At 60.3% G+C, this 11,403-nt stretch carries 13 protein-coding genes and 2 pseudogenes; 8 read left to right on the top strand and 7 right to left on the bottom strand.

From position 1 onward, the window contains the following. Positions 1 to 84: 84 nt before the first annotated feature. A pseudogene (locus WHX55_RS24405) lies at positions 85 to 460 on the bottom strand (hypothetical protein); the annotation flags it as partial. Between WHX55_RS24405 and WHX55_RS24400 the strand changes: the two are divergent. Beyond that, positions 461 to 622: pseudogene (locus WHX55_RS24400) on the top strand (permease DsdX); the annotation flags it as partial. It lies immediately after the preceding pseudogene. Between the two features lie 181 nt (positions 623 to 803). On the opposite strand, the gene alaC reads toward WHX55_RS24400, so the two are convergent. After that, positions 804 to 2,021: an alanine transaminase gene (alaC, locus tag WHX55_RS24395; protein WP_046042278.1), complete on the bottom strand. Its 1,218-nt coding sequence runs from the start codon at positions 2,019 to 2,021 to the stop codon at positions 804 to 806. A gap of 137 nt (positions 2,022 to 2,158) precedes the next feature. Here alaC and WHX55_RS24390 point away from each other — a divergent pair, with 137 nt between their 5' ends. From WHX55_RS24390 to WHX55_RS24380, 3 genes are all read left to right on the top strand, one after another. After that, positions 2,159 to 2,821 carry a LysE family translocator gene (locus WHX55_RS24390; protein ID WP_150726656.1) on the top strand — a complete coding sequence of 221 codons (663 nt, stop codon included), beginning with the start codon at positions 2,159 to 2,161 and terminating at the stop codon, positions 2,819 to 2,821. 67 nt (positions 2,822 to 2,888) lie between these two features. Continuing rightward, on the top strand, positions 2,889 to 3,374 hold the full coding sequence (locus WHX55_RS24385) for a GyrI-like domain-containing protein (RefSeq protein ID WP_150756291.1): 486 nt from the start codon (positions 2,889 to 2,891) through the stop codon (positions 3,372 to 3,374). A gap of 98 nt (positions 3,375 to 3,472) precedes the next feature. Next, on the top strand, positions 3,473 to 3,961 hold the full coding sequence (locus WHX55_RS24380; protein WP_150757877.1) for an N-acetyltransferase: 489 nt from the start codon (positions 3,473 to 3,475) through the stop codon (positions 3,959 to 3,961). A gap of 136 nt (positions 3,962 to 4,097) precedes the next feature. On the opposite strand, the gene WHX55_RS24375 is transcribed toward WHX55_RS24380, so the two are convergent. Then, entirely contained in the window at positions 4,098 to 4,583 is a 486-nt protein-coding gene (locus WHX55_RS24375) for a GNAT family N-acetyltransferase (protein WP_353741483.1), read from the bottom strand. A 141-nt stretch (positions 4,584 to 4,724) separates the two neighbouring features. Here WHX55_RS24375 and WHX55_RS24370 point away from each other — a divergent pair, with 141 nt between their 5' ends. The 3 genes from WHX55_RS24370 to WHX55_RS24360 all read left to right on the top strand — a co-directional run bounded on the left by WHX55_RS24370 (position 4,725) and on the right by WHX55_RS24360 (position 6,798). Then, complete coding sequence (locus tag WHX55_RS24370; protein WP_111279936.1) at positions 4,725 to 5,150, top strand: nuclear transport factor 2 family protein; 426 nt, start codon at positions 4,725 to 4,727, stop codon at positions 5,148 to 5,150. 66 nt (positions 5,151 to 5,216) lie between these two features. Next, positions 5,217 to 5,561 carry a YciI family protein gene (locus WHX55_RS24365; protein WP_150756295.1) on the top strand — a complete coding sequence of 115 codons (345 nt, stop codon included), beginning with the start codon at positions 5,217 to 5,219 and terminating at the stop codon, positions 5,559 to 5,561. 1 nt (position 5,562) lies between these two features. Next, positions 5,563 to 6,798 (top strand): RNA polymerase sigma factor, encoded by a 1,236-nt coding sequence (locus WHX55_RS24360; protein WP_150756296.1) that lies wholly within the window; start codon positions 5,563 to 5,565, stop codon positions 6,796 to 6,798. A 111-nt stretch (positions 6,799 to 6,909) separates the two neighbouring features. Here WHX55_RS24360 and WHX55_RS24355 read toward each other — a convergent pair whose 3' ends face one another. Further along, entirely contained in the window at positions 6,910 to 7,764 is an 855-nt protein-coding gene (locus WHX55_RS24355; protein ID WP_353741482.1) for a LysR family transcriptional regulator, read from the bottom strand. Between the two features lie 90 nt (positions 7,765 to 7,854). Between WHX55_RS24355 and WHX55_RS24350 the strand changes: the two genes are divergently transcribed. Continuing rightward, positions 7,855 to 8,289, top strand: a complete 435-nt coding sequence (locus WHX55_RS24350; protein ID WP_353741481.1) for a multidrug/biocide efflux PACE transporter — start codon at positions 7,855 to 7,857, stop codon at positions 8,287 to 8,289. 168 nt (positions 8,290 to 8,457) lie between these two features. On the opposite strand, the gene WHX55_RS24345 is transcribed toward WHX55_RS24350, so the two are convergent. From WHX55_RS24345 to WHX55_RS24335, 3 genes are all read right to left on the bottom strand, one after another. After that, on the bottom strand, positions 8,458 to 9,180 hold the full coding sequence (locus WHX55_RS24345; RefSeq protein ID WP_056725897.1) for a TylF/MycF/NovP-related O-methyltransferase: 723 nt from the start codon (positions 9,178 to 9,180) through the stop codon (positions 8,458 to 8,460). After that, positions 9,177 to 10,043, bottom strand: a complete 867-nt coding sequence (locus WHX55_RS24340; protein WP_353741480.1) for a hypothetical protein — start codon at positions 10,041 to 10,043, stop codon at positions 9,177 to 9,179. The genes WHX55_RS24345 and WHX55_RS24340 overlap by 4 nt, the downstream gene beginning before the upstream one ends. 252 nt (positions 10,044 to 10,295) lie before the next feature. After that, positions 10,296 to 11,318, bottom strand: coding sequence for a transporter (locus WHX55_RS24335; RefSeq protein ID WP_150726646.1), 1,023 nt, complete (start codon positions 11,316 to 11,318; stop codon positions 10,296 to 10,298). Between the last annotated feature and the right edge of the window lie 85 nt (positions 11,319 to 11,403).

The following is an 11,403-nucleotide window of genomic DNA, read 5'->3' as shown; positions in this document are numbered from 1 at the left end:
TACATTCAACATCTCTATTGACTGATACACCGCATTCGCGAGCAAGCCCGCTCCCACAGGGGATATGGGGCAGGCGTTGGATTTGTTGACTAACCCATCCGCGCGGAACATCCCGCGAATCCCGCGTACGGCCTGACGAATCCGGTCCTGGTTTTCGATCAGGGCAAAGCGCACGTGATCATCGCCGTATTCGCCAAACCCGACGCCCGGCGAGACACACACCTTGGCCTCGGCCAGCAGTTTCTTGGCGAACTCCAGCGAGCCCAGGTGCGCGTAGACCTCGGGAATCTTCGCCCAGACGTACATCGAGGCTTTCGGGTTTTCCACCATCCACCACCAGCACGTCGTACTGCTTGGCGAGGGCAATGACACGCTCGAAGAAATCCAGCCCCACACACTGGGCGGTGGGGTTGGATGGGAAACCGAGGATCATCATCTTCGGCTTCGGCTTCGGGATCGAGGTTCGTTGATCCTGTCTCACGTCAACGACGCCGGTTTCTGGCTGGTCAAGCAATACTACAACATGACCGTGGCCGAAACCTTCAAGACCTGGACCGCGATGGAAACCATCCTCTCCGTGGTTGGCCTGGGCTTTATCCTGTTGTTGTCGCTGTTCGTCTAAGCGATTCGTCAGGCACAAAAAAACCGCAGCGATGCGGTTTTTTTGTGGGTGATCGAATTCAGGGCTGAACATAGAACAAATGTGGGAGCGGGCTTGCTCGCGAAGAGGTCGGTACATTCAACATCTCTATTGACTGATACACCGCATTCGCGAGCAAGCCCGCTCCCACGGGGGATATGGGTCAGGCGTTGGATTTGTTGACTAACCCATCCGCGCGGAACATCCCGCGAATCCCGCGCACGGCCTGACGAATCCGGTCCTGGTTTTCGATCAGGGCGAAGCGCACGTGATCATCGCCATACTCGCCAAACCCGACGCCCGGCGAGACACACACCTTGGCTTCGGCCAGCAGCTTCTTGGCGAACTCCAGCGAGCCCAGGTGCGCATAAGCCTCGGGAATCTTGGCCCAGACGTACATCGAGGCTTTCGGGTTTTCCACCATCCAGCCCAGTTCATGCAGGCCCTTGACCAGCACGTTGCGTCGCTGCCGATACTGCTCGGCGATGTCGCGCACGCATTGCTGGTCGCCTTCAAGCGCAGCGATGGCCGCCACTTGCAGCGGGGTGAAGGTGCCGTAGTCGTGGTAGCTCTTGATCCGTGCCAGGGCGTTGACCAGTTCCGGGTTGCCGACCATGAAGCCAATGCGCCAGCCGGCCATGTTGTAGCTCTTGGACAGGGTGAAAAACTCCACCGCAATGTCCTTGGCCCCCGGTACCTGCATGATCGACGGGGCTTTCCAGCCGTCGTAGACGATGTCGGCGTAGGCCAGGTCGTGCACCACCAGCACGTCGTACTGCTTGGCGAGGGCAATGACGCGCTCGAAGAAATCCAGCTCCACACACTGGGCGGTGGGGTTGGACGGGAAACCGAGGATCATCATCTTCGGCTTGGGGATCGAGCCGCGAATCGCCCGCTCCAGTTCAGCGAAGAAATCCACGCCCGGCACCAGCGGCACCGAGCGCACCTGGGCGCCGGCAATCACCGCGCCGTAGATGTGAATCGGGTAGCTCGGGTTCGGCACCAGTACGGTGTCGCCCTGATCCAGGGTCGCCAGCATCAAGTGCGCCAGGCCTTCCTTGGAGCCGATGGTGACAATGGCTTCGCTTTCCGGGTCGATGTCGACCGCGTAGCGGTCCTTGTACCAGTTGGAAATCGCCCGGCGCAGGCGTGGAATGCCCTTGGAGGTGGAGTAGCCGTGGGTGTCTTCACGCTGAGCGACCTGCACAAGTTTTTCGACGATGTGCGGCGGCGTGGCGCCGTCGGGGTTGCCCATGCTCAAGTCGATGATGTCTTCGCCACGACGACGGGCGGCCATCTTCAGCTCGGCGGTGATGTTGAAAACGTAAGGGGGGAGTCGATCTATGCGCGCAAAGCGGCGCGGCGAACCTTGTTCGGCCATTGTTGCCTCGGATAACGTAAGCGCCCGGAACCGTCCGAGCGACGCAGGTCAGCGGTGACCTGTGGCGGAATGTAAGGGCTGCTGTGGCAGACTGTCCAGCCTCAATGTAAACAAATTTGTCCGAAGGATAGGGTTCGATGGAATTTACCAGCGGCTTCTTGCTGAGCCTCTCGCTGTGCCTGGATATCGGCGTGGCCAATATCGCGATGATCACCCTGGCCATGCAACGCGGCTATTTCCAGGGCTTTGCCCTGGGCCTCGGGACCTGTGTCGGCGACCTGATCTACGCGGTACTGGCGCTGGCCGGCATGACCGTGTTGCTGCAGTACGAAAGCGTGCGCTGGGTGTTGTGGATCGGTGGCTCGGCGCTGCTGGTGTACTTCGCGGCGAAGATGATCTATTCGGCGATTCACCACGAGGCGCTGCTGGCCGAAACGGCGGAGGTCGGGAACAACTCCCACCGCAAGGAGTTCTTGCGCGGGATCTTTCTCGCCATGTCTTCGCCCAGTGCGATTCTCTGGTTCGCGGCAGTGGGCGGCACCCTGATCGCCCGCTCCGGTGGCGGTGGCCCGCTCAGTTCGGCACTGTTTCTCGGCGGCTTCCTCTGTGCCGGGTTGCTCTGGTCGGCAGGCTTGTGCTTCGCCGCGAGCCATGGCGGCAAGTTGCTAGGTGACAAATTGCTGCGTTATTCCTATATGGCATCGGCAGCGATCTTCTGCTATTTCGCGGTCTACGTGATCCTATCGGGTTACAACGAATTCGTTGGCGTCGCTGCCGTCGAGCAATTGCACGCACTGTAATTGGGCGAATCGGGTTTGGCTTCTATACTCCCAGCCGAACCCATTTTTATGCGTCAGGAGTCGAGTCATGGATGAGTTAGCACGCGTCGAACTGACGCAACCACGCTTCGAACACGGGCACTTCCTGCTGATTGCAGGACTGGGCGGAACATTTACCCAGCAAACCGTTCAAGGTATTCCCGAACTCTGGGAGAAGTTCAACCCGCATCTGGGCCAAATTCCGGGTCAAAAAGGCGAAGTCACTTACGGCGTCTGCTGCAATTTCGACGGCAAGGGCGGCTTCGATTACATCGCAGGGGTCGAGATCAGCAAACTCGACGACTTGCCGGAAACCTACCGCTGGGTTGAAGTGCAGCCGCAGTATTACGCGGTGTTCGAGCACAAGGGGGCGCTGGATACCTTGTCGCAGACCTTTCGCTACATCTTCGACACCTGGCTGCCACAGTCCGGACACCAGGCGCTGGACGCCCCGGAGTTCGAACGCTACAGCGAAGACTTCAACCCCAAGCTCAACACCGGCAAACTGGAAATCTGGCTGCCGATCAAGGCGTGACACGTGTATCGAGAGACGGATCAGCCGATTCGTCTCTCGATGTCCCACGGCGGCTGATTTATCATCCCCAGCCTTTCCCACGCTGATTCCGAGCTGCCATGAACACCGCCATCCGCAACGTCACCCCCGCCGATCTGGACCGCTGCTTTGCCATCGAAACCCTTGCCTATGAAGGTGACGAAGCCGCGACCCGCGAGAAGATCGCCACCCGCATCGCCACCTGGCCCGAGGGTTTTATCGTTGCGGAAGTGGATGGAGTTGTTGCCGGTTTCATCAATTCCGGTGCGGCGTTTCAGGTGGAAATGTCGGACGAGGCGTTCAAGGAACTGATCGGACACGACCCGGCCGGGCCGCACGTGGTGATCATGTCGGTGGTGGTGCACCCGGATTATCAGGGGCAAGGCCTGGCCAAGCGCCTGATGGGCGAGTTCATCGAGCGCATGCGCGTAATGAACAAAGCCAGCATCAACCTGATGTGCAAGGAGCGGCATATTCCGTTGTATGCCGGTTTCGGCTTTGCCTATATCAAGCCTTCGGCGTCCGACCATGGCGGCATGGCGTGGCATGAGATGATTTTGAAGCTGTAAGACTGTTGGAGATCCCCTGTGGGAGCGAGCCTGCTCGCGATTGCGGTACAACATTCAACAGAGATTTCGGCTGATAGTCCGCTTTCGCGAGCAGGCTCGCTCCTACAGTGGTTTTGTGTCGATTGTTGGTCCGTGTTTAGAACACCAACCCCATCCGCCGCTCATAACCGATCCGGCCCTTGTACGCCTCGCCGCTGTCGACAAAGCCAAACCTGGCATACAGGGCGATGGCGGCTTCGTTGTCGGCATCCACCGACAACTCCAGCCCCCTGATTTCCGGCCAGGCCAGGCGCGCCGCTTCGGGCAGCGCTTGCAGGCAGGCCTTGCCGTAGCCCTTGCCCTGGGCGTGCTGATCGACCTGTAGCGCATGCAGGGTGGCGCTGTGTTCATCGGCCCAGGCCGGCAACACCGGCGGGCGCTTGAGCAGCAGGAACGCGACAGGCACATCCTCGGCCAGCAGGGCAAATCCCTTGACGCCGGGTCCGGGCTTGGACAACAACGTGTGCAAGGCGCCGTGGATGTCACCCGAGAATCTGATCTGTTGCGAATGTACTTCAATGGCCTCGACCTGTTGGCGCTGCAGCGCATTCAGGCTTTCATAAGGCACGAGTCGGGCTGTCACTGGAGTGTCCTTTTTCCAACGGAAATGAACCTCGGATTCTAGCGAGTTTGGCTTTATGGTTTATTTTTATTTCGTCTGTCGATTTGCCGGATCGCCGGACGACTAAGGGTGTCTTCACTATAAAAACCACGGAGAACCACCATGAACTCGCAAACCCAAATCCAGAACCTCATCGAGAACTATCGTCAGGCGGTCATGGCCAAGGACATTGAAAAAGTCATGGCTCTTTATGCCGATGACATCGTCTCCTTCGACGCGGTCAAGGCCCTGCAATTCAAAGGTAAGCCGGCGTATCGCGCGCATTGGCAGGCCTGCATGGAAATGTGCCCCGGCCCTCACATCTTCGAATTCCACGAAATCACCATCGAGCCGTCCCAGGAAATTGCGTTCGCTCACTGGCTGGCCCATTGCGGTGGCACCAACGACAAGGGCGAAACCCAGTCCTGCTGGATGCGCGTCACCGCCTGCTATCGGCAAGAAGCCGGGCTGTGGCAGATCGTCCACGAACATTGGTCGGCACCGTTCGACATGACCAGCGGCGCGACGCTGTTCGATCTCAAACCCTGATCGTCGGGAAGCCGAGCCAGAATGCCAATCAGCGGCCATAGTTGATCGTTCGATAAGGAGAGCGTGATGAAGTATTTATGCCTGGTCTACAGCGATGAGCGCCTGCTGCATTCGCTGCCGGAAAGCCCGAAGGACGAAGAGTGCATGGCCTATGCCGAGTCGATCCAGGGCAGCGGCCGGATGGTCGCCGCCGAAGCATTGGAGTCGGTGCAGACTGCCACCACTGTGCGCATGCGCAACGGCAAGATATCTATCACCGACGGCCCGTTCGCTGAAACCAAGGAGCAGTTGGCCGGCTTCTACCTGATCGATGCCAAGGACCTCAACGAAGCCATCCAGGTCGCCGGGGACATTCCGGCGGCCCGGGTCGGCAGTGTCGAAGTGCGCCCCGTTCGGCAGTTGAATCCTTAAGATGCCAGGGCTGCCGGTTCAGGCGCAGGTCGAGCGGGTCTATCGCGAAGAGTCGCGGCGCATTCTTGCGACCCTGATTCGCTTGCTGGGGGATTTCGACCTCGCCGAAGAGGCCTTGCACGAGGCGTTTTTCATCGCGGTCGAACGCTGGCAGCGTGATGGCGTGCCGGACAATCCGCGGGCCTGGCTGGTGTCCACCGGGCGCTTCAAGGCCATCGATGCCTTGCGCCGTCGCGCACGTTTTGCCGCGTCGCGGCCTTTGCTGATCGCGCAACTGGAGGCGCTGGAACAGGCCGACTGGAGTGATGAAGACGTGGAAGACGATCGCTTGCGGCTGATCTTCACTTGCTGCCACCCGGCCCTGGCGGCGGACGCACAAGTGCCGCTGACGCTGCGGGAGGTCTGCGACCTGACCACGGAAGAAATCGCCCGGGCCTTTCTCTCGGCCCCGGCCACCATCGCGCAGCGCATCGTGCGCGCCAAGGCGAAGATCCGCGATGCGAAAATCCCTTATCAAGTGCCGACGCTCGCTGAGTTGCCCGAGCGCCTGGACAGCGTATTGCGGGTGATTTACCTGGTGTTCAACGAGGGCTACTCGGCGTCCATCGGGGCCGAACTGATACGTGAGGATTTGACCCGCGAAGCGATCCGCCTCGGCCGGTTGCTGGTGGAACTGCTGCCGGAGCCAGAGGTAATGGGCTTGCTGGCATTGATGCTGCTGCACGAGTCGCGCCGCCCGGCCAGGACCTCGGCGAGTGGCGAGTTGATCGTGCTGGATGAGCAGGACCGTTCGCTGTGGGACGCCGGGTTGATCAGCGAAGGTTGCACGCTGGTCGAGCGGGCGCTGACTATGGGACGTTTCGGACCCTATTGCCTGCAAGCGGCGATCGCGGCGGTGCACGCCGAAGCCCCGACGGCGGGGGAAACCGATTGGCCGCAGATTGTCGGGCTGTATGACGTCCTGCTGCGGGCTGTGCCGTCACCGGTGATCGAGTTGAATCGTGCAGCGGCTATTTCGCAACGGGATGGACCGCTGGCGGGGCTGACGTTGGTCGACGCCATTCTGGAGCGGGGAGAACTGCTCGACTACCACCTGGCACATTCGGCGCGGGCGGAGTTCTGTCGGCAACTGGGTCGCAAGCAAGAGGCGCGGGCGGCGTGGGAACGGGCGCTGGCGTTGACCCGGCAAGAGCCGGAGCGGCGGTTTATCGAAGAGCGGCTCAAGGCGTTGGATTGAAGTGTCCTTGCTGGCCTCTTCGCGAGCAGGCTCGCTCCCACATTCAGACCTCATTCGCCTGAACACTTCGGTCACCTGTGGGAGCGAGCCTGCTCGCGAATGGCCGCGCCGCTATTCCAGCATCTTGCCCAACAACCAGCTCCCCGCCGGCCCCGGCGGATTCAACCGCGACCACACCGCATCCACCGACACCGTTTTCGGCCAGCCGCGCACCACCAGTTCCTGCAACGTGCCGGGCCCGAACCGCTCGACCAGCCAGCGGGGCAACGGCGCCCAGCCGAATCCGCCCTGGGCCATTTCCAGCAGCATCAGATAACTCGGCGCCGACCAGACGCGGCCCTTCGCCCGACTTTCATAGGGATTGATGATGGTGGCCAAGCGCAGTTCGCGGTGTTGCTGCAGTACGTCCCGATCGACGCAGTCCAGCGTCGCCAACGGGTGTGCCCGGGACACGAACAAGGCGATTTCCGTGCGCTCGTCCACTGTCGAGCTGACCAGGTCCGGTGGGTAGCTGTCCTGCATTTCGGCGAAGGCAATCTGCGCCCGGCCGCTTTGCACCAGCGACATCAGGTCATCGCATTCGGCGATCAGGCATTCGAGCTCCAGGTCCGGGTAACGCTGCTCGAAGGCACTCAGGGCGGCTTCGAAGCGGTCCGACTGATAGGTATCGGACAGCGCCACCGTCAGCTTCGCTTCCACCCCTTGGGACAGTTGACTGGCGGCTATTTCCAGGCGACTGGTGGCAGCCAGGATGTCTTCGGCCCGTTGCAGCATGACGTGCCCGGCCGGGGTCAGCCCGGGCTTGCGGCTGCTGCGGTCGAACAGCGTCAGGTTCAGGTCGATTTCCAGGCTGGCCACCGCCGCGCTGATGGTCGACTGACTGCGGCCCAACTTGCGTGCCGCGGCGGAAAACGAGCCTTGGGTCGCGGCTTCGACAAACGCCAGCAACACTTCGTGAGAGGCCATGAACTATCGCCTTGATCGATGGTTATTGGTTATGAAGTATCGACGTGGTGACGGATCATGGCAACCACAGTCACTCAAGGGAGTTCGGCCATGAGCGCCAACAAATCCATTACTGAACGTATTTTCCAAGCCATCGGCTTCGAACTGCTGGCCATCCTGATCTGTACCCCGTTGCTGGCCTGGATCATGAAGAAACCGATGCTGGAAATGGGCATGGTCACCGTCCTCATCGCCGGCCTGGCCCTGGCCTGGAACGTGGTCTTTAACGGTATGTTCGATCGGCTGCTCAAGCGCTTCGCCATCGCCCACAACGCCTGGGTCCGCGTGGTGCATGCGCTGTTGTTCGAAGGCGGACTGGTCGCCCTCGGCGTACCGCTGATCGCCTGGTGGCTGAATGTCAGCCTGTGGCAGGCGTTCCTGCTGGATATCGGCGTGTTGCTGTTCTTCCTGCCGTACACCTACGTCTACCACTGGATGTATGACGTGGTTCGGGAGCGGATGGTGATGACTCGTGAGGTTTGCTGAGTCGTGTTTTTGTGGCGAGGGGGCGGGTCAGAGGTCTGAGACCGGCCCTTGTAGGAGTGAGCCTGCTCGCGATGGCGGCGTGTCAGTCAACATCAATGCTGAATGTCAGACCGCTATCGCGAGCAGGCTCGCTCCTACAGGTTTTGCGCCAGTTTCCAAGGCTTTGGATCAGACGTGGAAGTAACCCACGCACGAATCGAACGGCAGGCGCTTGAGTTCGATCTTGTTCAGGTCGAGCACTTCACGCAGGGCTTTGGTTTCGCCCGGGAAGTTGCGGTAGGCGACTTCGTCGAGCACCACGATTGCGCCTTTGGGCATGTACGGCAGGAAGGTTTCCAGCGCGACTTTGGTCGACTCGTACAGGTCGGTGTCGAGGATCAGCATGGCCACGACCAGGTCTGGACGGGTCTTGACCCACTCCGGTACGGTCTTGACGATGTCGCCCTTGACCAGCTCGCAGCGCGGAATGCGGTTGACCGGGCGCAACAGGTCGTTGGCGTCGATCATGTCCTGGATCAGCGACTGGTCGGTGTCGGCGAACATGGTCTCGTTGACGTCGGCCGGGTCTTCTTTCTTGTCGATGCTCTGGAAGCCTTCGAAGGTGTCGAAACCCACGATCGAGCGGTTGATCGCATACGGCTCGAGAATCATCGACAAGTGCATGTAAAGCATCAACGAGTTGCCCTTGTACACGCCGCACTCAATGATCGCGCCCGGCACTTCGGCGACCTTCTTGAACAGCTCCATGCGCGACAACGCGGCGGTCACGCCAATGCGGTTGGCGAAGACGAACGGCGCGTCAGCCACGTATTCGGCATCGACCCGTTTCAGGACATTGGTACGGGTTTCGTTGTACTGGGCCTCGGCGGGCGTGATGCGACGCTTGGTCATTGCGGGATTCCTCGGAAATTCGAAAAGTCGTGGACGTGGAAGTAGTCTTTGAAACCGGCGCCGACATCCGGGCAGGCGCTGTCGACGTTGATCGCGCCGCGCTGCTGCTTGAGGTCGTCGAGGTGCATCAGGCGAAAGTCCACACTGAAGCGGGTGTGTTGCGTGTAATTGGGCACGGTGCCGTGCAGGTGCGAACCCGAGAACACCAGCATCTCGGCGGTGTTGCCGGCAATGCGCAGTTCAGAGGCGTTGTTGATCGCTTCGGTGGGTACCGGGTGCTGGCGCGCCTCTTCCTTGACGTTGTCCTTGGCGCGCTGGCGTTGCACGCCGATCCAGTCGGACAGGCTCCACTGCGCCGAGGTGTTTTTCACCGGGACGTCGAAGTAGGCCGGGTTGATCATCATGGTCTGCTCAGGCTGGATCGTGTAGACCGGCATCCAGGTATTGATCTGGCAGTCGACACCGCCATACCAGGTATCGCGATGGGGCTTGTAGGCATAACTGACGCCGGCGTGCAGGTAGTCGTAGTTGGGCACGACACGGATGCGCGGTACGTCGAAAATGAACGCCTCGGGAGCGGCACCGATTTCGTCGGTGAAGCTGCGGATCAGCTCCTTGGCACGCAGGCTGTTGGTGAACTGGCCCTTGAGGCGGGTCACCAGCACCACGAACTCTTCCACCGGCATCAGCGTGTGCAGCGCCTGGTGGTTGGTCTCGCCATCGAAGGCGGCGGTGATGCTTTCCTGAGCAAAGGCACAGAGTTCCTTTGCCGCTTTCAGTTCGGTGTTGAGGAAGATGTCGCCAGCGTAGATCGCACTTCTGAAATCAGCGTGCTTGTGCAACTGATTGATGAATAAGTTCACGGTTCTCACCCAGGAATACTTTGGCTCTCATAAGAGTCGGCAACAGGCTGACAAACTGAAGGGCTGGCGGACGTGTGGTGCGTCAATAAAGCGCAAGCCTTTGAGCATGCGAGCAAATGCCGTGCCGCTGGACGAAAAAAATCCCGACGGGAAAACCCGCCGGGATGATGTGCTTCGAACCCAGGCTGCGACCCTGGGATTTGCACTCCTGTGGGAGCGGGCAAGCCCGCTCCCACAAGATTCCAGCTGCGGTCAATAATCCTGCTGCTTACGAAACGCCCAGCGCCCGGCAATCACGGTAAAGGTCGCGACCAGCGCCACCAGCACCCAGAAACCCTCCGGATCCTCGGCCAGCGGAATGCCGCCGACGTTCATGCCGAAGAAACCGGCGATGATGTTGATCGGCAGCGCCAGCACCGTCACCACTGTCAGGGTGAACAGCGTGCGGTTGGTCTGCTCGTTGATGTTGGCGGCGATCTCTTCCTGCAACAGCTTGATCCGCTCACCCAGCGCCGTGAGGTCGTTAATGATCAGCGCAAACTCCTCGGTGGATTTGCGCAACTCCTTCACGTCTTCCTTTTGCAGCCATTGCGGCGGCCGGTTGAGCAGGCGCAGCAACGAGCCCGGTTCCAGCGCCAGCAGCCGTTGCAAGCGCACCAGCACCCGGCGATTGGCGCCCAGTTCAGCGCGGTTGGTCGACAGCCGCGAGGACAGCAATTCGTCTTCGATCTGATCCACGCTCTGGCTGGTCTTGCGCACGATCTGGGTCAGCACTTCACCCTGGTCGCGCAGCAGATGCACCAGCAACTCCAGCGGGGAGCGAAAGCACTCCCGGGCCTTCACCGACGAGCGTAATTTGTCCACCGAGTGCAGCGGTTGCAGGCGTGCGCTGATGATCAATTGGCTGCGGGCGCACACCCACAGGGTCGAGACATCCGACGAGACCATGTTGCTGAGGTTGAACACTACATCGTTGACCACCGCCAGCAACGCGGAGTCGACATGTTCGATGCGCGTCGAGCGCGAGCCTTCGTGCAGCGCCTCGAAAAATTCCTCGGGCAACTCCAGATGACTTTTCATCCAGCGTTCGCACGCGGCGTGGGCGAGGTTCAGGTGCAGCCAGAGAAATTGCTCGTCGCTTTCCGGTTGTTGCAGGTACTGCAAGGCCTCGGCGGAATTGATTTCCCGACCGGCCTCACCGGGGCGAAAACTGAAACCGTAAAGCAGGCCGAACAGATCCGTGTCGCGATGACTGTGATCGATGCTGTGGTTCATGAGGACTCGCAAGGGGAGGCGCCTGTCACGTGTTTTACAGGTTCACTTGAGCGGCATCATCGCAAGCGGGGATGACGTTTTGGTG

Source organism: Pseudomonas fluorescens, from assembly GCF_040448305.1.
Classification (GTDB): domain Bacteria; phylum Pseudomonadota; class Gammaproteobacteria; order Pseudomonadales; family Pseudomonadaceae; genus Aquipseudomonas; species Aquipseudomonas fluorescens_BH.
Note: the sequence above shows the minus strand (reverse complement) of the source record. Positions and strands in the feature narration are given on the sequence as shown.

What these genes read in the sequence shown, in the direction of transcription:
- WHX55_RS24365 (WP_150756295.1), top strand. Translation starts at nt 5,217, where the DNA reads ATGAAGTATTTATGCCTGGTCTACAGCGATGAGCGCCTGCTGCATTCG.
- WHX55_RS24390 (WP_150726656.1), top strand. Translation starts at nt 2,159, where the DNA reads ATGGAATTTACCAGCGGCTTCTTGCTGAGCCTCTCGCTGTGCCTGGAT.
- WHX55_RS24385 (WP_150756291.1), top strand. Translation starts at nt 2,889, where the DNA reads ATGGATGAGTTAGCACGCGTCGAACTGACGCAACCACGCTTCGAACAC.
- WHX55_RS24370 (WP_111279936.1), top strand. Translation starts at nt 4,725, where the DNA reads ATGAACTCGCAAACCCAAATCCAGAACCTCATCGAGAACTATCGTCAG.
- WHX55_RS24345 (WP_056725897.1), bottom strand. Translation starts at nt 9,180, where the DNA reads ATGACCAAGCGTCGCATCACGCCCGCCGAGGCCCAGTACAACGAAACC.
- WHX55_RS24355 (WP_353741482.1), bottom strand. Translation starts at nt 7,764, where the DNA reads ATGGCCTCTCACGAAGTGTTGCTGGCGTTTGTCGAAGCCGCGACCCAA.
- alaC (WP_046042278.1), bottom strand. Translation starts at nt 2,021, where the DNA reads ATGGCCGAACAAGGTTCGCCGCGCCGCTTTGCGCGCATAGATCGACTC.
- WHX55_RS24380 (WP_150757877.1), top strand. Translation starts at nt 3,473, where the DNA reads ATGAACACCGCCATCCGCAACGTCACCCCCGCCGATCTGGACCGCTGC.
- WHX55_RS24360 (WP_150756296.1), top strand. Translation starts at nt 5,563, where the DNA reads ATGCCAGGGCTGCCGGTTCAGGCGCAGGTCGAGCGGGTCTATCGCGAA.
- WHX55_RS24350 (WP_353741481.1), top strand. Translation starts at nt 7,855, where the DNA reads ATGAGCGCCAACAAATCCATTACTGAACGTATTTTCCAAGCCATCGGC.
- WHX55_RS24335 (WP_150726646.1), bottom strand. Translation starts at nt 11,318, where the DNA reads ATGAACCACAGCATCGATCACAGTCATCGCGACACGGATCTGTTCGGC.